Below are 20,652 nucleotides of genomic sequence, written 5' to 3' on the forward strand. Positions count from 1 at the left end.
AATGACCCTGATTTTCTGGATTGCTGTACTGCTGATATTCTATGCTTTCGCCGGCTACGGGCTGCTGGTTTATGTCCTGCTTCAAGTGAAGCGTATTTTTGGGGCGCAGCGTCATGTCCTGCGGGAACCGGCAACTGACTGGCCTTCGGTTACCCTGCTGATTGCCGCGTATAATGAGCAGGATTATATCGAGGAGAAAATTAAAAACAGCCGGGAGCTGGACTATCCGGCAGGTTTGCTCGAAATTGTATTTGTTACCGACGGATCTTCCGACAGCACGCCTGATAAGATAGCAGCACATGAGGACATCAAATTGCTCCACCGGCCGGAAAGGGCAGGAAAAATGGCAGCCATTAAAAGGGCCATGCCCCTGATCCAAAGTGATATCGTAGTTTTTACCGATGCCAATACTTACCTGAACCCGGAAGCCATCAGAAGGCTGGTCTGTCATTATGAAAATCCAAAAGTCGGTGCGGTCGCCGGAGAAAAACGCATCCGGGTAGAAGCCGCTGCCGATGCCAGTTCTGCGGGCGAAGGATTTTACTGGAAATACGAGTCGGCGCTCAAGAAATGGGATTATGAGCTCTACAGTAATGTGGGCGCCGCTGGCGAGTTGTTCAGCATACGTCGTGCATTGTATGAGCCGGTCGCTTCTGACACCATCATCGACGATCATATGATTGCCATGCGGATTGCTGAAAAAGGTTATATCATCGCTTACGAGCCGGAAGCTTTTGCCATGGAAACCGCGTCAGCGAATTCCGGTGAAGAGCTTAAAAGAAAAATCCGCATTGCTGCAGGCGGTATACAGTCAGTGTTCCGGCTGAAAAAAGCCGCCAACCCCTTTCACCATCCGGTGCTCAGTTTCCAGTATATCAGCCACCGGGTATTACGCTGGACCATTGTTCCTTTCCTGCTGATCCTGGCCTTTCTATTAAACCTGCTGATTCTGTTTCGCCCCCACCCTCCCATCTACAACCTGCTGTTTATCGGGCAATTGCTGTTTTACGGGCTGGCACTGGCCGGTTATTTTCTGGAAAGCCGGCAAATCAAGATTAAACTGTTTTTCATCCCCTACTATTTCTGTCTGATGAACTATGCCGTTATTGCCGGCATCCGGCGGTATTTTTCAGGCAGGCAATCGGCCGCCTGGGAAAAATCAAAAAGAAAATAACTGTGCCGGATCGGGCCGGACATAGACCACCGGGTTGCCGGTGGGTACACAAACTGCGATGGCATGCAGGGCATCCGGACTTTTCAGGGACATTATGTCATAACTGCCACAGTAATGTTGGTAAGAGAAATGGTGGCTGCCGTCCATAAGATTAAAACTACTGAGTTCATCGACCAGGCCCGTGCCCAGCGCTTTCAAGAGTGCTTCCTTTCGGGTCCACAACCGGAAAAATCGCTCGGTATCCGCTGTTGCAAGAATATAACGCTGCTCTGCCGCTGAAAAGACCTGCAGCATCTCCCTGATTTCCAGAGGCCGTACTTCTTCGACATCCACACCCATATCCTGCGGCCCCACTGCGATGAGGACCTGTGATCCCGAATGTGAAATATTGAACCGTGGGACGCCCGGTTGATCCCAGTAAGGTTTGCCGTTGGCTTCCACCCCAAGCTTCACTTCCCGGGCTGCAACACCTCCATAATTCGCCAGGAGTTGCTTGAGGCCGGCCCTGGCTACCAGGTAGCGCTGCCGGTCCGCCGTCTGCCGGAAAGAAAGGGATTTACGTTTTTCCGGTTCATCCAGCAAAGATTCCAACGCCTCCTGGGTCGCTTTCACCTGGGTCGGATCCAGACTGAAAAGAAGGACCTGACTGCTGCATGCCGGAGGCAGTGCCTGTTCCCAATGGACGTCTTCGATATGTCGGGTTGCTACACTAATGGCCATCGTCTGCTGTTTAAAACTGCATTTCCGGGAGTTTAAATATATAATTATCTTTCCGCAGTTTCAGGATTCCGTAAGGGAAATCCTTTCACGGGCGGATAGATCGCCGGTGCACCTATAAATTTGCAGCGCATGATATTACAACTGAACTCCTTATCCCTGTTGCAATTTAAGAATTATACCAACAGGGCCTTTTCGTTTCCGGAGCAGATCACGGGCATTTGCGGCAATAACGGAGTCGGCAAGACCAATATTCTGGATGCGATCCATTATCTGTGCTTCACCAGGAGCTATTTTTCAAAATCCGATGCCGTTAATGTACAGCAGGGTTCCAGGGGCTTTCGCATAGAAGGCCAGCTCTCGCGTAACGGCCAGTCCGAAACCGCCAGTTGCGTCCTGCGGGAAAACAATCGCAAAGAATTTTTGATCAATCAGGAGCCCTACGAAAAATTTTCACAACATATCGGCCGCTATCCCTGTGTTGTAATTGCACCAGATGATGCCGTACTGATCACCGGCGGTTCTGAAGAGCGAAGAAACTTTCTGGATGCCCTGCTCAGTCAACTGGATAGCAGTTATCTTCAGGAGCTGATCCTGTATAATAAATTATTACTGCAGCGCAATTCATTTCTGAAAGCGGCTGCAGAGTCCGGTCGGCTGGATCCGGCGCTGTTGCAGGTGCTGGACCAGCAATTACTGCAACCCGGCAACACGCTACATGAAAAACGGAGTCGGTTCCTGGTAGGTTTCCTGCCCCGGGTCAAACGCCTGTATACCGAAATCGCTGAGAAAGAGGAAGATCTCTCATTGCTTTACGAAAGCCGCCTTTCCGAGACCGCTTTCAGTGAACTGCTGGAAGCCACGCGAATGAAAGATCAGCAACTACAAAGGACCACTACCGGAATTCATCGGGACGATATAATTTTTCAGCTCGGCGACCAGCCTTTCAAAAGCCGGGCTTCCCAGGGACAGCGCAAGAGTCTGTTATTCGCCCTAAAGCTTACGGAACTGGAAGTGCTGACTAAAGAGAAAAAAATGGCGCCCCTGCTGCTACTGGACGATGTGTTTGAAAAACTGGACGCTTCCCGCATCGGTAATCTGTTACAGAAAGTCTGTACCGAAAATTCCGGCCAGGTATTTATAACCGACACCAATGCGGATCGCCTGGAACAACAACTGAAGGCCATTAAAGCTGCCTTTCATTTAATATCTTTGTGACATGGCAGAATATTCTATGGGTGATGCACTAAAGGCTTTTCTGGATAAAAGCCGCCTCAAGGGGGATATGCAGGCGATGGAGATTGATGCTGTCTGGGAACAGATCATGGGCAAGACCATTGCCCGTTATACAGATAAACTGCAAATCGTGGGTAGCAGCCTGTATATCTACACTTCAGTGGCGCCATTAAAAAACGAACTGTTATACCAACGGGATAAAATCATTGAAAGGGTAAACGAATCCCTGGGCAGCCGGGTCATTAAAGAAATTATCATCAAATAATCCAACAGATGACCGCCTGGGACATCTATTTACGAACCCGGGGATCAAAAAGGCCATAAAGAAAATCTGTTATGATATTCATTAGTACAAAGAAGGCTGCCGCTACGAGTACAGACCCCATAACGACCGGATAGTCCAGCTTTTCGAGTGCATCCACGGTTACTTTCCCGATCCCCTGCCAGCCGAAAATATATTCGACAAAAAACGAACCGGCCAGCAGTTCGGCAAACCATCCCGTAATCGCCGTAATGACCGGGTTCAGGGCGTTTTTCAGGGCATGTTTCCAGATGACCATTCTTTTAGAAAGTCCTTTGGCATAGGCAGTGCGGATATAATCCTGATCCATTACATCGAGCATGGCACTGCGGGTCAGTTGGGTAATTATCGCCAGGGGCCGGATACCCAGGGTAACAGCTGGTAATATCAGGTTTTTCAACGTCAGCATCCGTTTGCCGGTGACGGGATCTATATCAAACCAGTTGCCACTCAATTGCAGGCCGGTGTATTGGGTCAGCACAAAACCAAACACATAGGCGATGATAATGCCCATAAAAAAGGAAGGCGCTGAAATCCCGATAATGCTACCGAAAATTGCGCTCGTGTCCATCCAGGTATTCTGTTTGACCGCTGCCAGTACCCCCAACGGAATACCGATCACCACCGCGATCGCCATGGCGGCTACCGCCAGCATAATAGTCCCCGGCAGGGCCTGCATCAGAATGCTGCCCACTTCCCGCCGGCTCTGATAAGAACGGCGCAGGTAAGGAAACTTAATGACGAATTTATGCTGGCCGCCGATAAAGATGCCTTTCAGTTCTTTCTTCTCGATTTCCTGCTGGCTGTAAAAAGACAGGGGTGACACATCATTGACATAGAGCAGAAACTGCTTGAATTTCGGCTGATCGAGGTAGAGTTCCTTTCGGATATTCTCCTGGGTTTTCAGATCACCGGTCTGTCCCATTACCAGCCGGGTAGGATCGCCAAAACCCTGGAACAGTAAAAATACCAGCACCACCACACCCGCCATCACCAGCAGGCTATACCCTATTTTTCGAAGCAGATACTGTATCATCCTTAGTTTTTTTCAGCTTGGTCAACCCGGTGCTCTGATCCTCAGAGCCGGACATGTCCAAAACTTTTATAACTCCATTTATGCACAATTGTACCTTTTCGGAGCAGCAATAAGGCCGGGTTGGTTCGTGCCGCGGTACGGATCATGGTATTATCTGCCCCCAGAATCTCTATATCCTTAAAGGGCGTCGCCGCTATGGCGGCCCGGAGCTGGTCCACACTGCTGGTGACAATATAAACCGGAATACCCTGACCGGCAGCCTGACCGGCCACCTGTGCAAATCCTTCGGCCCACTGGTCAGTGGAACGGCTGGCGTTCTCGGCAAAAAGCAACAGCACTTCAGAGGCCTGGAGAATTTCCGGCGCCAGGTCCCTGCCTTCGGCAGTCAGGAGGCCGAATGTTTTAATTGGCGGTTCATTATTACGGCCTTTGCGGATGATCTGATCATCTCGTTCTATGAAAGTATAGATACTATCGTTAAAATCATCCGGAAAGGAACTGGCATCGAAACTGACCCGCTTGCCCTGTTTTTCATATACAAACCGGATGACCGTAGAATCCGGTACCGCATCGGCAGGAATTTCCATTTGCTGGCTGATATTGTTTCCTTCCCGGAAAGGCAGACAATCCGCCAATGGCAGGTAATGCAGGGTATACCATTGTAATCCCAGTGCCAGCACCACCGCAAAGGCCATAAGCAGTTGCGTCGCTTTTTTCTTCAACAGGGGCCGGATATGACGGCGGTTGAAAAACAGAAAAACGATCAGGACCAGCAGGAGCAGGTCTTTAAGGAAGGATCCTCCCGCAGTGATCGGTATGCAATCCCCGAAACAACCGCAATTCTTAAACTTGCCGGACAAATAGGCATAACCGGTTAAAAAAGTAAAGAAGATAATCAGCAGAAGCAGCAACCAGCTGATCAGCCTTGGCTTCCAGCCGAGCAACAGCGCGATGCCGGCGATGATCTCAAAAGCAATCATCAAAATCGACAAACCCAGCGCCAGCCCGTCGAGCCAGCCCATCTGCCAGACCAGGAAAAATTCCTGCATCTTATAACTCAGCCCCAGCGGATCATTGGCTTTTACCAGTCCCGAAAATATAAACAGGAGCCCCACCAGCACCCGGACGATTGTTACCAGTACTTTCATGTGGTGATTTATGCTGCAGCTTCTCCCTGTAGTATCAGCGCGAATACTGCATAATTAATGATATCATTATAATTGGCATCAATACCTTCACTGATCAGGGTTTTCCCGTCGTTCTGAAGGATTTGCCTGACCCGGAACAATTTCATAAGGATCAGGTCCGTAAAAGACGCCTGGCTCATCTGACGCCAGGCTTCACCATAATCATGGTTTTTCTGCTGCATCAGTGCCCGGGCAGCGGCGCTGTACTCATCGTATAAAGCTTCCACTTTTGTAACGGGCAATTCCTCCGGACTGCCTTCCGGCAAAGCCAGCTGGATCAGGCCGATAATGGCATAATTGATGATGCCGATAAATTCACCCGGAATATCATCATCAATCATTTGCTGCTGCTTTTCCTGCAGGGTGCGTATTCTGAGGGTTTTGATATAAATCTGATCGACAACAGAAATGGTACGCAAGACCCGCCAGGCGGTACCATAATCCTTATTTTTTTTCAGAAAGATCGTTTTGCAGGACGCAATTACTTCGTCATACTGCTTGTTCGTTTTTACCATATACCACTTCCATTACGGCAGGCCCGGCCCGCTGCCGGTGACGCCTTTTGATTATCTTTATCCTTTCCGGATTTTTGAGCACCGAAAAACCGGTGCTTCAAACAAAAATAACAAACAAACACTGATGTTTACCCTGAATTGTCGTGGAAGATTACTAACAATTAACCAACCACTTATAATGGGCGTCCTCAATATCAATGCCGATTCCTTTTATAAAGGCAGCCGGTTCACCGATGCGCGGGCATCGGTGGAAGTGGCGGCTGCCATGCTGGAGCAGGGCGCTACCCTGCTGGACATCGGTGGTCAGAGTACCCGCCCCGGCAGTCAACCGGTCTCGGCAAACGAGGAGATCGACCGCGTCCTGCCTGTCGTCGAACTACTGACTGCAAACTTCCCCCAGGCTTTTATTTCCATTGACACTTATTACGGAAAAGTAGCCACCGCTGCCGTAAGTGCGGGCGCCTGCCTGGTCAATGATATCAGTGCCGGCAGCCTGGATCCGGAATTACTACCTGCAGTGGCCCGGCTGGAAGTGCCGTATGTGCTGATGCATATGCAGGGCCGTCCCGACAATATGCAGCAACAGGCCCGTTATCAGAATGTCACAGCGGAAGTACTGGATTTTCTGACTGCCCGGATGGCCGGATTGCGCGCCCTCGGCATCAAAGACCTGATTATAGATCCGGGATTTGGGTTTGGTAAAACGATCAACCATAACTTTCAACTACTCCGGCAACTGGAACAGTTCCGGTTGCTGGGTGCGCCGGTCCTGCTCGGTATCAGCCGAAAATCCACCATTTACAAAACACTGGAAACTGACGCAGACCATGCCCTGAACGGAACGACTGTGTTGAATACCGTCGGTCTGCTCAAAGGCGCCGATATCCTGAGGGTTCACGACGTTCAGGCCGCCCGGGAAGCCGTCCGGCTCCTTCAGGCAATGAAGGATGCCGTTAAAAATGATAGCCACTCCATTAACTGAAGTGGCTATCTGTAAATCGTTTATCGAATGCAGCTTAGGGCTGCGGTGGATGGGGCGCCGCCGGTTGGGCAGCAGGATCCGTATCACTGAGGTTGATAATTTCCACTTCAAAATACAGCGGTTCATAAGGCTGAAAGTTTCCACCATTGCCTTCCTTGCCATAGGCCAGGTATCCGGGTATATAAATCGTACCCCTGCCGCCCTTTTTGAACTGGCGTAATCCATCCTCGAATCCGCGGATCATCGGCTGTACGCCCAGTTGAATGGTAAACTGATTGGCATCGAAACTGCTGTCCGTACGCAGGTGGCGACCATCATACTTTACCGTTACATACTTTCCATCAGCTACCTGGGGGCCGGTTCCCGGATCGTCGATTTTCACCAACGTACCCATGGGGGTCTGTATCGCCTTAATATTCCTGGCCTCCAGTTCCTTTTTCACTTCCCCGATCTGCCGGTCTTTTTCTCCGGATTTTTCCAGGGACGCGATTTCCGATTGGGCCGCCGCTTCCTGCTCGGCCTTCATCTTCTTCATCTGTTCTTCCTGTTCCTTCCGGGCTCTGGGGGCATCTTTTTCCTGCTCTTTTTGCCGGTCAATATTGGCCAGGCTGTCAGATTTGAATACTTCCATAACCTTGATGGTCAGGATCAGTTTGCCCCCTTTTTTGACATAAGCTGGCAGTGCCGCGGGCTGAACGATACCCTTATTAATTAATGAATCCACAAACATGATGGCGACCAGGCTGTCGCCTTTTTTCAACTGTCCGAATAAGACTTCAGGACCATATTTACCCTGTCCCGGTGTGGTGGCAGGCAAATCCTGAATGCGGATAAATGCCGGCATTCTACCGTAAGTCTCGCCCAAAATCGTGTCCTTATCACTCCGGAGCGTCTGCCGGATATTGGCTTTTAACCAGTTTCCCGGCCGGGTACTATCGGTACTTCCCCCGTCAAAAATCTTATACTTCATGCCGCTGGCAGTTGTCTGGTAATCCAGATTGTTACAGGCTGTAACCATCAGACCCAGTACCAGTACGGCCAGAGGAAATTGAAATCGCATCATGTTTAAAATTCAGTTTGGTCTTTGGTATTATTGCTGCGGAGGCATTTGACCACCGTTAGGCATGGCCATCGGCATCTGCGGCTGAGGCGGCATGGAATCCAGTACTTCGGTAATTTCCACGTTGAAGTACATTGGCTGATAGGCTTTGAATCCTCTCATCGTGTCCTTACCATAAGCCAGGTAACCGGGAATAAAAATGGTACCCTTACCACCCTGTTTGAACTGACGCAGGCCATCTTCAAAACCGGGGATAGAACCGCCTTTTCCTAATTCCAGGGGCAGTTCTCCTGAATCAAATGTGGAGTCGGTACCCAGAATCTTACCGGTATATTTTACTTTCAGGAATTTACCATCGACAGCGGGAGCGCCGGTTCCGGGCTCATCAATTTTTACGGAAACACCCAGTGGGGATTTAACAGTAGTTAAACCTTTGGCATCGATATAATCCTGTACTTCTTTATCCTGCTTTGCTTTTTCGCCTGATTTTTCCAGCACGGCGATTTCTTCCTTACGACTGGCATCATTAGCGGCCGCTTCATTGGGATATACGCCCAGCACTTTAAAAGTATAAACGAAAGCATCGCCACGTTTGATAAAGGGCGGGAATTGCGCCGGACTGATCATGCCTTTCATGATCATGGAATCTACCAGCATTCTGACTACCAGGCTGTCACCATTACGCAGTTTGCTGAACAGTTCTACCGGGGTATAGTCTCCCTGACCGTCAGGTACTTCTTCAATGGGAATGACCATCGGCGATGTCTCATAAGTTGACTGCAGCAAAGTATCCTTGCCTTCACCGGTAATTCTGTGCGTAAACTGAACCCTCAGGACCTCGCCATTTTTCACGGTATCTTTCCGGTCGCCGGGGCCTTCGACAATTTTATACTCCAATCCGCTTTTCGTCTTCTCAAATCCGGCATTGTTTTTACAAGCAGTAAATGCGAAAATCGCAACCACTACTACACTCAAAATGGGTAAACGTTTCATCTGTTTTTTTTTATTGTTTTAATGGTCAGATATAATAGGCCTCGTAAAATCATGTATCCCTATTGGCTACATTCTTATGACGGGTTCATCTGTTTGTTCTTTATCTGTTAAAATTTAATTATTTGTTGTCAGGCGCCTGACTTCCGGTTGCTTACCGTAATTGCGTTTCGTTATCCCGGATGGCCTGTTTAAACATCTCTATTGTATCCCTCAAACTCTCCTTGGAGCTGCCTCCGGCTGCGTTGTAATGGCCGCCACCGTTAAAATAAGCCCGGGCAAAACTATTGCAATCGAAAGTTTCCTTACTTCTGAAACTCCATTTTCTTTCTTCCTCCCGATCTATCACCAGTGCGGCCAGTTTGATGCCCTGCACGGAAAGCGGATAATTGACCAGTCCTTCAGTATCTCCTGTCTTAATCTCATATTTAATCAGATCAAACTTGGGAATAACAATCAGCGCTGTATTATATTCATAGAAAAACTCCAGTCTGTTACTGAGAATATGACCGATAAAACGCAAGCGATTCTCTAAAAAATTATCGTAGAGCTGGCTGTGTACTCTTGCATGATTAAATCCCGTCGACATCAGGTCAGCCACCATTAAATGCGTAGAACTGTGGGTGGCCGAAAACCGGAAGGATCCCGTATCTGCTATTACGCCCGCATAGAGACAACGGGCGATATCTTCATTGATCACCGATGCAACTGACAGCGGACTACCCTTGATAAAATGGTATACCATTTCACTGGTGGAGCTCTGTGTATTATCGCTGATGCCGAAATGGAAACTGGCTGTATCGGGTTGCTGGTGGTGGTCGATCAGTACTTTGATGCATCCGATGGCCGCCAGCTTCTCTGCCATCGTCTTGGTCCGGTGGAAGATATTGAAATCCAGACAGAACAGCAGGGAAGCTTCCTCCAGTAACTGGTCCGCTTTCTCCTGTTGTTTCTCATAATTCAGTACCCCGTCCGCTCCGGGCATCCAGCCGAGCCAGGAAGCCCAGTTCGTAGGTGAAATCACGGTAACCTGATGCCCCTTTAGTTTGAGATAATGAAATAACCCCAAAGCAGACCCCATAGCATCAGCGTCCGGCTTTTGATGCATGGTAACCACGATTTTATGTGGTTCGGCTAATATGGGGTACAATTCGGCTATCGGTTCCATGATATGCGGCGCAAAAATAGGTAAATTAAGCTTATTTAAATATTCTGTTTTTGTACCTTTGCGGGCCAAAAAACATAATAAGAATATGAGCAATCGCACATTTACCATGATTAAACCGGACGCCATGGCCGGTGGTCACGCCGGCGCCATTATCGACCGGATTACCAAAGCTGGCTTTAAACTGGTGGCCCTCAAATTAACAAAACTTTCGCCCGAACAGGCAGGTGCTTTTTATGAAGTACACAAAGAACGGCCGTTTTATAAGGACCTGGTAGCATTTATGAGCCGGGGGCCAATTATTGCGGCGATCCTGGAAAAAGAAAATGCTGTGGCGGCTTTCAGAGAATTAATCGGCGCTACCAATCCCGAACAGGCAGCAGCCGGGACGATTCGCAAGGAATTCGCCAATTCGATTGAAGAAAATGCCGTTCACGGAAGTGACAGCGATGAGAATGCGGTAATCGAAGGTGATTTCTTCTTTAATAAATTTGAGCGGGTATAGCTGATCATCAGCTTCCTGATACGATTAAAACCGGCATTAGCCGGTTTTTTTGTTCATTAACGTAAAGCCTGACCGGGAATCCGGTAAGGTTACCAATTCATATTTGTCCAGACGAACCGATCATGATTCATGCGTTCATGACGGTCGGGCTTGTGCGCATTTATTGAAGTAACATCCTGGTTATCAACAATAAATAATGCTGCGGGCGTGATTACTAGTGCCAAGACTATAATCATCATTAAAAGTTTATTCATAGATGGATAGGGTTTACTGTGAATAGGACGCAAAGGAACGGTAAAAAGTAACAGCCGGAGGTTAATTTTCTATGAATTCCCGTTGCGTGTCGTTAAGTCCCTGACCCGAGACTTTGATTTATTAAAAACATTTCTTCCCAAATCAACTCCTTTACGCTTCAATTTCTGTTCATTTTCAGGAAGATGGATAAAATCCCGGCATTCGGGACTGCAACAACCATCGTAAGCTGCGGCACAGGATTCACATTGAATGAACAAAAGATGACAGGCATCATTGACACAATTCACATGCGTATCCGCCGGTTTACCGCATTGATGGCATTTGGCGATGATTTCCTGGGTTACACGCTCTCCCAGCCTTTGGTCAAATACAAAATTCTTGCCATGAAATTTATTTTCTAAGTTCTGTTGCTTCACCTGGTTGACATAATTGATGATACCGCCTTCCAGGTGAAATACATTCCTAAAACCTTTGTGCAGCATATAAGCGGAAGCTTTTTCACAGCGAATACCACCGGTACAATACATAATGATATTCTTATCTTTCTGATCCGCCAGCATTTCTACTGCCATAGGCAATTGTTCCCGGAACGTATCACTGGGCACTTCCAGCGCATTTTCAAAATGTCCGACCTCGTATTCATAATGATTGCGCATATCCACAATAATAGTATCCGGATCGGCTGCCATCTGGTTAAAGGTCCGGGCATCGGCATATTTACCTTTTCGGCCCATATCAAAATGAGGGTCCGTAATGCCGTCTGCCACAATTTTTGGCCGCACTTTCACGTCCAGTACATAAAAAGACTTTCCATCATCCACAGCAAGGTTCAGGCGTAACTGGTCCAGGGCTTTATTTGCGGTGTACAATGCTGATTTAAAGGCTTCAAGGTTTTCTGACGGTACACTGATCTGGGCATTGATGCCCTCACCTGCTACATAAATTCTGCCGAGCACCCCCAATGCATGGAACCTGCGGTACAAATCATTTCGAAAACCATCGGGATCTTCAATGCAGAAGTATGCATAAAAAGAAATGGTTGTACGAGGGGTGTGATCTTTTAAAATACGTTCTTTGAGCTCCTTTCGGGAGACCCGGTTGTGTAATGCCATAAAACCTGAAATTTGAACCATGCACCAGCATGGCAATTAACTGAACTAATAGGGCAGTTGCAGGCTGCACCAAATTTCATGTGGCAAATATAGTTAAAACTCAGCGATTTCTAATTTTTAAATAGCTGGCTGTGAGGGAGGCCATCCCCCCTACCAGGCCACCTACAAGGGCAGTCACAAGCACCAGCAAAACCGGATTTTCACCTATACCCAGCAATTGACCCACCCGGCCTGCCAGCAGTCCGGCATTGGAAGCATTGATGAGTGCTGCCAACAGCAGCCATAAGAGAAAGATGCCCAGAAAGCCGGAAACAAAAGCAGTGCGGGAAGACTGCGGAATAAGCAATGAAACGATAAAGGCCACGACAGCGATGCTCCACCAGGGAAATATCAGGCCGGAAACAAGCGCCAGCAGGCCGGTAACTATAATTGCAATAAAAAACCGCATCGTTTTTAATTTAAATGCTTAAAAATTTGGGGCCAGGCACGGGTTTACCTGCCATTGTCATCGCTTATCGGCCCTTAATCAGTCAGGGATAAAATCCATCCGCCATTTCACACGTGGGTCCGTTGCCTGCTCCTTTTTCATCATCCAGAGTTTGTAGTACTTACCCGCTGCCCAGTTGTCCACACCACTGTCATAAAACCGACTGCCTGCGTTACCGTTCTGTCCTCCCGGATAAACGCCATAAGCTTCCGGCTCACCAGCGACCTGAACAATCATGCGCCAGCTGGGACCATGGCTTTTTTTAACGGCATTAATGACATTGCCGGAACCACCCACGGGTAGTCCCTGTCGGGCGAAAGGCAATAAGGATTTCAGGATATGGTATACCGTAACGTCCTTCAGCTTGGACCATTCCAGGTGTCCCTGCTGGTCAAACCCATCCAGCGCCGTCGCAGCCTGATTCAGCGACAGGGTGACGATTTCTGATAAAGTTTCAGTTTCAGGTGTCCGCCTGTCATCCATAAAACCGGAAGCAGTGCTGTCTCTTTTAAGGAGTTCCATGAGTGTCTGCTCATTCGGCAGCGGCGTCGTCGGTCCGGCAGGGTTCAAATCATCCCACCAGATATTGCGCTGCAAACTATCGGTCCAGAGCTGGTAAACCGTTTGTCCGTTTGAAGCAGGATCCGCATTAAAATCCCAACCGGAAATAATATCATAATATTTACGCGCAGCCGTTGATAGTTCGGAACGCTTCGTATGAGGCAACAATACCGACAGCATATCCCTGGCCAGAGGGTTAAAGTAATTGTTTTGCAGGGTCATCATGTCCTGCACCGTGATGCTGTTCATGCGGGAAAGAAAACCTTCGATTGCTGTAGCCCGGGGTGTGATATAGGTACCGGGAATAAAATACGGGTAACTCGCGTCTGCCGGCCGCTGGTTGGCGCTTTCCAGGAAATTACGGTTGGGATTGAGGGCATGCGGGTTTTCTTCCTGGGGAATAAATCCCTGCCATAGATAACTGCTGTCCTCTCCGGGCATCACATACAGGCCCTGGTCTTTCCAGCGGTCGGGAAACAAGCCCTGTTGCCAGATCGCAATATCACCGTTTCGGCTGGCAAATACAAAGTTCTGACCCGGACACTCAAAAGTTTTAATAGCAGTCAGGTAGTCGTTATAATTTTTAGCCTGGTTCAGTTTATAGAAAGTATAGCCGTCATCACCCGTATGGTGCGCCACCCATTTTACTGCCAATGCGGTCTGGTGATTGACCGTATCTTCAAAAGCCTGATCATACATCACCGGACCAAACACGGTATAGGATACAGTATCCAATACGGGATCACCTCCCTTGACCTCGATCCGTTCAATCCGTTGCTGGGCGGGCCTGTAAGCTCCATCAAACCAATACGCGCTACGACTGCTGTCGCGAAAACGGATCCGGTAATAGTCTTTGACATCCCGCTGGGCATTGGTAACCCCCCAGGCAATATCACGATTGAAACCAATAATCACAAAGGGGCTGCCTGGTATCGTTACGCCATAACAGCTGGACCGGGGGGTGCTGAGTTGCATTTCATACCAAATGGAAGGCAGTGATAATTCCAGATGTGGATCGTTGCACAGAATCGGAAATCCACTGGCGGTTTTAGCACCTGCAACCACCCAGTTATTGCTGCCATTGGATGGATCCTCCCGATACCCGGAAGCCGCTGTAATTCTGGAATCCGAATAATTGAAATAAGCCGTATCGGCGCCTTGCGGCGGCTGTGCCCGTTGTGCAGGCCGGGCAAAAATGGTTCCTTCCGGAATAATGGGGTACAGAGAATCCGGAACCTGGGGATACAGTATATCCAGCTGATCCGGCCGTAGTATGGATTTAAGATTGCTATAGGCCAGATCATGTTCTGTTCCGGAAGAGAGCATCCGGGCCATCATCTTTAATAAGAGGCAGGTTTTAAGATTGGTCCATAATTCGGGTTCAAAATTCAGAAGCTTGTATTCCAGCGGCAACTGACTGCGGGTCAGGGTTTGGATATAGGCATTCACGCCTTTGGTATAAGCTGAATACAAGTGGAGTGCCGCCGGGTTCTTTTCAATTTCAGCAAGTGTATTTTCTGCGGCAAACTTCATCCCGAGCCGGCGTTGTTCCTTATCGTAAGCAATGGCCATCGGACCCGCCACTTCACTTGCCCTGCCTTCCGCAGCCCTGGTCTGGATGTCCATCTGAAACAACCTGAATCTGGCATGCAGGTATCCCTGAACAAAATACAGGTCTTCATCAGATTCCGCAAATACATGTGGTACCAGACGCTCATCCAGGTATACTTTTACCTGATTCTTCAGAACCGGTATCAGTAATTGCTGACTAAAATCCGCTGCTGTGTCTTCGGCATTCTGCCAGAAGCCGGTCTGGGGGCTTAGAAAACTACCCAAGGGCATGGGAATCTTACTGCCGATCGGACCGTTAAGGACGGCGACCAACAGCAATGTAATGATCGCAGACAAACAGAATGGTAGCACTCTCATAGCGATAATTTGCCGAAAGATAATTATTTTTTCCCGCTTGGCGTCTGGCTCTTTTTCAATGGCTTTTGCCGACCGGCTTTCTGCAGGGCTATATTGAGCAGGTATTCTATTTGTCCGTTGACGCTTCTGAAATCATCCGATGCCCATTTTTCCAGCAACCCGTAGGTCTGGGTATCTATCCTTAATATAAAACTCTTTTTATCACTCAAAACTTCTAATCTTATGAAGGAGGTTCATCCAAAAATATTTCCGCCTGCTATTGATATAATGTACCCGCATTTAAAATCGGTGTGGCGGCTTTCTCGCCACAAAGTACGACCATCAGGTTGCTGACCATGGCGGCTTTTCGTTCGTCATCCAGTTCCACGATATTCTCTTCAGACAGTTTCTTCAAAGCCAGGTCCACCATGCCGACCGCACCTTCCACAATTTTCGTTCTGGCAGCGACAATAGCGGTCGCCTGCTGTCTTTGCAACATCGCACCGGCAATTTCCGATGCATAAGCCAGGTGGCTGATCCGGGCCTCCATTACCAGGATGCCGGCTGCATCAAGGCGCTCCCCCAACTCTTGCACCAGTATCTCATTGACCTTATCAGTTCCATCCCTGAGCGTAATATCGGCATGTTCGTCTTCCAGGTTGTCGTAAGGAAAACTGACCGCCAGGTGCCGGATAGCGGCTTCGCTCTGGGTACGGACATAGTCGGAATAGCTGGCTACCTCGAAAGCGGCTTTGTAAGTATCGTTCACCCGCCATACAATCACCGCACCAATTTCAATGGGATTACCCATTTTGTCGTTTACCTTCAGGGTCTGTCCCTGAAAGTTCTGCGCCCGGAGACTGAGTTTATAGGTTGAATACAGCGGATTGATAAAAAACAGACCGTTTTCTTTTACCGTACCCACATATTTTCCAAAAAAAGTAAGGACCCGGGAATGGTTGGGCTGGATAATCATCAGGCCTTTCAGCAGAAAAAAGAAAGTCAATAAAGCGAGAAATCCCAGAATAACATAAGCTGTGTTACGCCCTCCATCCGGGTTAAGATAAGCAAAGAAACAATAAATGCCGAAGGCAAGTAATGCCAATGCAATCAGAATCGTAAAGTATCCTGAAATAGGTTTTAAATTTTTTTCCATATGAATTTTTTGATATTAAAATGATATCATAAAGATATATGAAATCAGTTGAAAAAACAAGACCCGGCATAAAAATGCATCCGCCTGCGCAAAGCCAGGCAGCGGGCCGACCGATCGTCCGACCCTATCCTAATCTTTTGGAGTGATCAGGGAATCATTTCCAGCAGGAACACCTGTTGCGGTTCGCTGGCATTAAAATTATTATCGGCAATCAGCACCAGACTGTAATGCCCATTGGGCAGGCGCGGACCGAGAGTTATCCCTTCCACATTGTCTATCAGTCTGTCCAATTGACTGAAGTCTAACAGCAGGCGTTTGGAAGCAGGTGTATAGGTAGGCTGCAGGAGGCTGGAAAAATCCATTACATTGGTTGCGGCCGAGAAATCAGCCAGATAAAGTTTGATGACACAACCGGCTGTACCGGTTGAAAAGGAACGTTCCAGCACCAGAAAGCGGTGACCGCCGATATTCAGGATCTCGGAAACACCATTGACATTAAAAGCGTCTGCCGGTACGGGTTTATGGGCTACGGCATCCAGCGGGTACGCAAATTGCATTAGGGGCTTTTTTGTCACCCAGTCAAATTGGGTAAAACGAACCGGTGCACCGGCATCCGCTGCAGTCGCCAGGGGACCATCTTCATAAATCGGCCCTTCCATACTGGCCCATAAATACCTGTAGTCGCGCGAAAAACTCAACCCCTCGAGGGCAGCATTCTCCCGTGCACCCCGATCGGCAACCTGCATATGTAAATTTTCAGGCAGGATAAAATTGTCCATAAATCCACCCCTGATATCCATCTGATAAATCCAGGGATTCTGATAGATCCGCTGTCCGCCACGTTCTGCCTTATCGCCTTCGCTACTCCATACCAGGGTTTTTGAGGGGGGATGATAGCGGATCGACTCCGGATCAGCAGCCCGGGCCGGATCTTTTTTCAGGGCCGGAAAACTGTCCTGCCTGCTATCGCGAAGTATACCCATGTCCTGGAAAAGAATGGTATCAATGGTATATCCCCGGGTCACAATAGAAGCGGTGTAAAATCTGGCAGCGCTGGTCGCCGACCGTTCGTCGCATATCAGGAAATAATGGTCCGATTCCCGGTCATAATCAATGCCCGAGAGCCCGCCTACCCAGGTTTGCCGGAACTGTTGTTCATAGGGGATCCGGTATTCGTCCAAAAACCTGACAGCGGAAACCCGCAGCTCATTTTCCGGTATTGCAGATAGCCGCCGCTGGCCCGCACAGGCGCTCAATAGTAGAATGGATATCAGAATCAGATAACGCATAGTCCTTTGATTGTGGTCCCGCAAATCTAGGGTTATTGTTTCAGGCTCACCACAGTCCCGTTTTTTTGGTACCGGGAGGGCTGCGTCAGCATATGCGCTTTGGAAAAATTTAAAATGTTACAGGCCGATAAGCCGGATTCTGTACCCGCCGGGGGCGGATGGCTATCATTTATCTGCCACCGGCATTACTGCCGGCAGTCAATCTGCCTACCCTCTGAAGTATCCGTCCGGAGACGGATTTGAAACGGGCCGCTTCTGCTTCAGTATACATGGCATTTCAGCACACAAGGTTTACCCGAAGCAGCCATTACTGTCCGCTTCCGTGAGCTCTTACCTCACATTTTCACCTTTTCCCTTTGCAGGGTAGTTATTTTCTGTGGCACTTTCTATTGCTCCTGAACGGAACACCCGGCTATTCACCGGTGCGCTGCCCTATGCTGTCCGGACTTTCCTCCCCTGCTGAAAGCAGGAGCGATAGCCTGGCCTGTAACCCTGCAAAGATACAGACTCTGCCGGACCTCTTTACTCCTTACCTTTTCTCCTTCAGGGACCAGCCGGTTTTCAGGCCTATTATAAATATCACGAGCAATAGTTCTCCCAGGGCCAGTACGGTATCGCCAGGCACCCGGGCCCACCGCAAAACTTTCATGATATCAGTCTGCATAAAAGCAGCGGACCGCGCATACCAGTAGCCTTCCTGTATGGAGGCTACCGCCTGCATAATCCCAATAGGCAGCATACTGATCGTGACCATGACAAATAAGCCGATATTGATCAGCCAGAATGCCCAGCCTATCAGCTTATCATTCCACTGCCGGTCGGGATACAGGCCTCTCAGAATAAACATCATCAGGCCGATCCCCAGGATACCATAGACGCCAAAAAGCGCCGCATGACCATGCACAGCCGTTGTATTGAGCCCCTGAATATAGTACAGGGCAATGGGCGGATTGATGGCAAACCCAAAAATACCGGCGCCTAAAAAATTCCAGAAAGACATGGCGATAAAACAATAGATGGGCCATTTATAAGCCTGGATCCATTTTGACGATTTGCTTAACTGATAATTCTGATAGGCTTCATATCCAATCAGCACCAAGGGTACAATTTCCAGTGCACTGAATGAAGCACCCAGCGCCAGAACACCGGTGGGTGTTGCACTGAAATATAAATGATGGAAGGTACCGACGATACCACCGCTTAAAAATATGATCGTGGAGAACAGTACGGCAATGGTAGCAGATTTGAGGCGCAACAGCCCCAGTCGTGTAAATAGAAATGCCGCAACCACTGTGGCAAAAACTTCGAAAAAGCCTTCAACCCAGAGGTGAACCACCCACCAGCGCCAGTATTCCACAATGGCCAGGTGGGTCTGGCGGCCGTACATCATGCCGGCACCATAGAAAAGGGCAATAGCAACCGATGCCAGCACGAACAATAGCAACAGGTGCCGGTTTTCGTCTTTACGGCGAAGCGCGGGCATCAGTGCCCGGATCATCAGCACCAGCCACAGTACCAGCCCCACCAGCAAGAGGGCCTGCCAAACCCGGCCCAGTTCCACATACTCGTATCCCTGCTGGCCCCAGAGGAAATTGTCGACCATACCCAGTTTTTGCATGACGCCCAGCCATTGTCCGGTCATGGAACCGAATACGACGATCAACAGCGCGACAAATAGTACGTTCACGCCCAGTTTCTGATACCTGGGCTCGTACCCTGAGACCGCAGGTGCAATGTAGAGCCCTGTCGCGAGCCAGGAAGTTGCAATCCAGAAAATGGCCAGTTGCACATGCCAGCTTCTGGAAATGGACTGTGGTAAAAATTTATCCAGCGGAATCCCGTAAAAGGCGCTGCCCTCCACACCATAATGGGCGGTGATCACACCCGCAAGCATCTGGATTAAAATCAGCAATGCCACCACCCAGATATACTTTAATGTCGCCCGCATCGAAGGCGTCGGTTTCATACTTCTCAAAGGATCTTCCGGCGGCATTTGTTCGCTGATTTCCTCCTCCTTATTTTTGGCATGGTAGAATACCAGGAGTCCGACACCAGCCAGGAGCAACAGCACACTAAATCCGGACCAGAGGTGCAGTGAAGGCGGCGGGATATTACCCACCTGTTCATCATGGGGCCAGTTATTCGTATAGCTCACTTCGGATTCAGGACGTTCGGTAACACAAACCCAGGTACACCATGCAAAAAAAGCATGCATTTTTGCCATACGGGCACTGTCCTTAATTGTGTTGACAGGAATCGCATAATTTTCCCTGACTGTCGCCATTTGAGGATCATTCATAAAGAGCCGGGCATAATAATCGGCCAGCAGCCTGAATACTTCTGCCCGCTCCTCACTGAAAACGATCTCCTTCGTTTCAGGGTTCAATGTATTGGTACGTAATTCAGATTTAAGCCGAACCTGGTAACGTGCCTGCTCGTCATCTGGTAATTTACTGAAATCAATGCCATCTTTTTTTGCCAGTTCTACCAATAACAATTCAGCCTCCCGGTGCAGGTAGTCGGCCGTCCAGTCCGGAGCAATATAGGCACCATGCCCCCAGATACTACCCACCGTTTGTCCCCCGATGGATTGCCAGACATTCTGACCATCCCGGATATCCTTACCGGTCGCTAATACCGTTCCACCGGTCGTTACAATACGGTCGGGAACCGGCGGTATTTTACGATAGATTTCAGTTCCGTAGAAAATAAGGATAACAAAAGAAAAGGCAATAACTGCACTAAGGGCAATCCAGAGTTTTTTGGGCGTCATGATCATTGTTTTTGAGTGAAACAATTAGAGCAGACTGACGGCTGGAATCCGGGCATCTGCGTTATTTTCAGTATCTTACTTTACCTACTTTTAATTGTGTTGCTTCTCCCCCACCCGATAAGTACTTTTCTCACTGCAAGCAGCACAGAGATGAAAAGGATGTCCCAACGCACCATTTTCCGGCAAAAAGTAAAGAAACGCGTTGCCTATATAGCGTTAGGTGGCGATAACTCAAAAAATAAA

The 20,652-nt window shown here is 48.8% G+C and carries 19 protein-coding genes and 1 other RNA gene; 5 read left to right on the forward strand and 15 right to left on the reverse strand.

Features of this window, described 5'->3' with window-relative positions; genetic code table 11:
* Window position 1: 1 nt before the first annotated feature.
* Window positions 2-1,174 (forward strand): glycosyltransferase family 2 protein, encoded by a 1,173-nt coding sequence (locus ACYVI9_RS13920; protein WP_460765409.1) that lies wholly within the window; start codon window positions 2-4, stop codon window positions 1,172-1,174.
* Here the strand turns inward: ACYVI9_RS13920 and ACYVI9_RS13925 are convergent.
* Window positions 1,160-1,894, reverse strand: a complete 735-nt coding sequence (locus tag ACYVI9_RS13925) for a 4'-phosphopantetheinyl transferase family protein (protein WP_460765411.1) — start codon at window positions 1,892-1,894, stop codon at window positions 1,160-1,162. The genes ACYVI9_RS13920 and ACYVI9_RS13925 overlap by 15 nt on opposite strands.
* Window positions 1,895-2,023: 129 nt before the next feature.
* Between ACYVI9_RS13925 and recF the strand changes: the two genes are divergently transcribed.
* Window positions 2,024-3,109: a DNA replication/repair protein RecF gene (gene recF / locus ACYVI9_RS13930; protein WP_460765413.1), complete on the forward strand. Its 1,086-nt coding sequence runs from the start codon at window positions 2,024-2,026 to the stop codon at window positions 3,107-3,109.
* Window position 3,110: 1 nt separating this feature from the next.
* Window positions 3,111-3,392 (forward strand): DciA family protein, encoded by a 282-nt coding sequence (locus ACYVI9_RS13935; protein WP_460765415.1) that lies wholly within the window; start codon window positions 3,111-3,113, stop codon window positions 3,390-3,392.
* A gap of 25 nt (window positions 3,393-3,417) precedes the next feature.
* Here the strand turns inward: ACYVI9_RS13935 and ACYVI9_RS13940 are convergent, their stop codons facing one another.
* Genes ACYVI9_RS13940 through ACYVI9_RS13950 form a run of 3 tightly spaced genes read right to left on the reverse strand, consistent with a single transcriptional unit; the run spans window position 3,418 to window position 6,166 of the window.
* The gene (locus ACYVI9_RS13940) at window positions 3,418-4,464 is read right to left on the reverse strand and encodes an ABC transporter permease (protein ID WP_460765417.1); all 1,047 of its coding nucleotides are present in this window, start codon (window positions 4,462-4,464) and stop codon (window positions 3,418-3,420) included.
* 41 nt (window positions 4,465-4,505) lie between these two features.
* The gene (locus ACYVI9_RS13945) at window positions 4,506-5,612 is read right to left on the reverse strand and encodes a BT_3928 family protein (RefSeq protein WP_460765419.1); all 1,107 of its coding nucleotides are present in this window, start codon (window positions 5,610-5,612) and stop codon (window positions 4,506-4,508) included.
* An 8-nt stretch (window positions 5,613-5,620) separates the two neighbouring features.
* Window positions 5,621-6,166: a DUF1599 domain-containing protein gene (locus ACYVI9_RS13950; RefSeq protein ID WP_460765421.1), complete on the reverse strand. Its 546-nt coding sequence runs from the start codon at window positions 6,164-6,166 to the stop codon at window positions 5,621-5,623.
* Between the two features lie 124 nt (window positions 6,167-6,290).
* Between ACYVI9_RS13950 and folP the strand changes: the two genes are divergently transcribed.
* On the forward strand, window positions 6,291-7,148 hold the full coding sequence (folP, locus tag ACYVI9_RS13955) for a dihydropteroate synthase (RefSeq protein WP_460765423.1): 858 nt from the start codon (window positions 6,291-6,293) through the stop codon (window positions 7,146-7,148).
* 34 nt (window positions 7,149-7,182) lie between these two features.
* On the opposite strand, the gene ACYVI9_RS13960 is transcribed toward folP, so the two are convergent.
* The 3 genes from ACYVI9_RS13960 to ACYVI9_RS13970 all read right to left on the reverse strand — a co-directional run bounded on the left by ACYVI9_RS13960 (window position 7,183) and on the right by ACYVI9_RS13970 (window position 10,366).
* Window positions 7,183-8,211, reverse strand: a complete 1,029-nt coding sequence (locus ACYVI9_RS13960; RefSeq protein WP_460765425.1) for an FKBP-type peptidyl-prolyl cis-trans isomerase — start codon at window positions 8,209-8,211, stop codon at window positions 7,183-7,185.
* A gap of 27 nt (window positions 8,212-8,238) precedes the next feature.
* Window positions 8,239-9,201, reverse strand: a complete 963-nt coding sequence (locus tag ACYVI9_RS13965; RefSeq protein WP_460765426.1) for an FKBP-type peptidyl-prolyl cis-trans isomerase — start codon at window positions 9,199-9,201, stop codon at window positions 8,239-8,241.
* 151 nt (window positions 9,202-9,352) lie between these two features.
* The gene (locus tag ACYVI9_RS13970) at window positions 9,353-10,366 is read right to left on the reverse strand and encodes a DHH family phosphoesterase (RefSeq protein ID WP_460765428.1); all 1,014 of its coding nucleotides are present in this window, start codon (window positions 10,364-10,366) and stop codon (window positions 9,353-9,355) included.
* A gap of 85 nt (window positions 10,367-10,451) precedes the next feature.
* Between ACYVI9_RS13970 and ACYVI9_RS13975 the strand changes: the two genes are divergently transcribed.
* A complete protein-coding gene (locus ACYVI9_RS13975) occupies window positions 10,452-10,868 on the forward strand; it encodes a nucleoside-diphosphate kinase (RefSeq protein WP_460765430.1) in 417 nt (138 codons plus the stop codon).
* 323 nt (window positions 10,869-11,191) lie between these two features.
* On the opposite strand, the gene trhO is transcribed toward ACYVI9_RS13975, so the two are convergent.
* The 8 genes from trhO to ACYVI9_RS14015 form a co-directional block, all read right to left on the reverse strand.
* Entirely contained in the window at window positions 11,192-12,235 is a 1,044-nt protein-coding gene (gene trhO, locus ACYVI9_RS13980; protein WP_460765432.1) for an oxygen-dependent tRNA uridine(34) hydroxylase TrhO, read from the reverse strand.
* 100 nt (window positions 12,236-12,335) lie between these two features.
* A complete protein-coding gene (locus tag ACYVI9_RS13985) occupies window positions 12,336-12,683 on the reverse strand; it encodes a hypothetical protein (protein ID WP_460765434.1) in 348 nt (115 codons plus the stop codon).
* Window positions 12,684-12,761: 78 nt separating this feature from the next.
* On the reverse strand, window positions 12,762-15,212 hold the full coding sequence (locus ACYVI9_RS13990) for a penicillin acylase family protein (RefSeq protein WP_460765436.1): 2,451 nt from the start codon (window positions 15,210-15,212) through the stop codon (window positions 12,762-12,764).
* Window positions 15,213-15,235: 23 nt separating this feature from the next.
* Window positions 15,236-15,421 (reverse strand): type II toxin-antitoxin system antitoxin, encoded by a 186-nt coding sequence (locus ACYVI9_RS13995; RefSeq protein ID WP_460765438.1) that lies wholly within the window; start codon window positions 15,419-15,421, stop codon window positions 15,236-15,238.
* A gap of 47 nt (window positions 15,422-15,468) precedes the next feature.
* Window positions 15,469-16,347: an SPFH domain-containing protein gene (locus ACYVI9_RS14000; protein ID WP_460765440.1), complete on the reverse strand. Its 879-nt coding sequence runs from the start codon at window positions 16,345-16,347 to the stop codon at window positions 15,469-15,471.
* A gap of 146 nt (window positions 16,348-16,493) precedes the next feature.
* Window positions 16,494-17,636, reverse strand: a complete 1,143-nt coding sequence (locus ACYVI9_RS14005) for an esterase-like activity of phytase family protein (RefSeq protein WP_460765442.1) — start codon at window positions 17,634-17,636, stop codon at window positions 16,494-16,496.
* A 112-nt stretch (window positions 17,637-17,748) separates the two neighbouring features.
* An RNA gene (gene rnpB, locus ACYVI9_RS14010) (RNase P RNA component class A) lies at window positions 17,749-18,127 on the reverse strand.
* A 38-nt stretch (window positions 18,128-18,165) separates the two neighbouring features.
* Window positions 18,166-20,409 (reverse strand): nitric-oxide reductase large subunit, encoded by a 2,244-nt coding sequence (locus ACYVI9_RS14015; protein ID WP_460765444.1) that lies wholly within the window; start codon window positions 20,407-20,409, stop codon window positions 18,166-18,168.
* Window positions 20,410-20,652 lie beyond the last annotated feature (243 nt).

Source organism: Niabella terrae (genome assembly GCF_054783135.1).

Bases quoted from the DNA above. Each gene is read 5' to 3' on its own strand.
- ACYVI9_RS14000 (WP_460765440.1), bottom strand. From the start codon at position 16,347: ATGGAAAAAAATTTAAAACCTATTTCAGGATACTTTACGATTCTGATT.
- ACYVI9_RS13990 (WP_460765436.1), bottom strand. From the start codon at position 15,212: ATGAGAGTGCTACCATTCTGTTTGTCTGCGATCATTACATTGCTGTTG.
- ACYVI9_RS13960 (WP_460765425.1), bottom strand. From the start codon at position 8,211: ATGATGCGATTTCAATTTCCTCTGGCCGTACTGGTACTGGGTCTGATG.
- ACYVI9_RS13925 (WP_460765411.1), bottom strand. From the start codon at position 1,894: ATGGCCATTAGTGTAGCAACCCGACATATCGAAGACGTCCATTGGGAA.
- ACYVI9_RS13920 (WP_460765409.1), top strand. From the start codon at position 2: ATGACCCTGATTTTCTGGATTGCTGTACTGCTGATATTCTATGCTTTC.
- ACYVI9_RS13935 (WP_460765415.1), top strand. From the start codon at position 3,111: ATGGCAGAATATTCTATGGGTGATGCACTAAAGGCTTTTCTGGATAAA.
- ACYVI9_RS13975 (WP_460765430.1), top strand. From the start codon at position 10,452: ATGAGCAATCGCACATTTACCATGATTAAACCGGACGCCATGGCCGGT.
- ACYVI9_RS13940 (WP_460765417.1), bottom strand. From the start codon at position 4,464: ATGATACAGTATCTGCTTCGAAAAATAGGGTATAGCCTGCTGGTGATG.
- recF (WP_460765413.1), top strand. From the start codon at position 2,024: ATGATATTACAACTGAACTCCTTATCCCTGTTGCAATTTAAGAATTAT.
- ACYVI9_RS13945 (WP_460765419.1), bottom strand. From the start codon at position 5,612: ATGAAAGTACTGGTAACAATCGTCCGGGTGCTGGTGGGGCTCCTGTTT.
- ACYVI9_RS14015 (WP_460765444.1), bottom strand. From the start codon at position 20,409: ATGACGCCCAAAAAACTCTGGATTGCCCTTAGTGCAGTTATTGCCTTT.
- ACYVI9_RS13965 (WP_460765426.1), bottom strand. From the start codon at position 9,201: ATGAAACGTTTACCCATTTTGAGTGTAGTAGTGGTTGCGATTTTCGCA.
- trhO (WP_460765432.1), bottom strand. From the start codon at position 12,235: ATGGCATTACACAACCGGGTCTCCCGAAAGGAGCTCAAAGAACGTATT.
- ACYVI9_RS13985 (WP_460765434.1), bottom strand. From the start codon at position 12,683: ATGCGGTTTTTTATTGCAATTATAGTTACCGGCCTGCTGGCGCTTGTT.
- ACYVI9_RS13950 (WP_460765421.1), bottom strand. From the start codon at position 6,166: ATGGTAAAAACGAACAAGCAGTATGACGAAGTAATTGCGTCCTGCAAA.
- ACYVI9_RS13970 (WP_460765428.1), bottom strand. From the start codon at position 10,366: ATGGAACCGATAGCCGAATTGTACCCCATATTAGCCGAACCACATAAA.
- folP (WP_460765423.1), top strand. From the start codon at position 6,291: ATGTTTACCCTGAATTGTCGTGGAAGATTACTAACAATTAACCAACCA.
- ACYVI9_RS14005 (WP_460765442.1), bottom strand. From the start codon at position 17,636: ATGCGTTATCTGATTCTGATATCCATTCTACTATTGAGCGCCTGTGCG.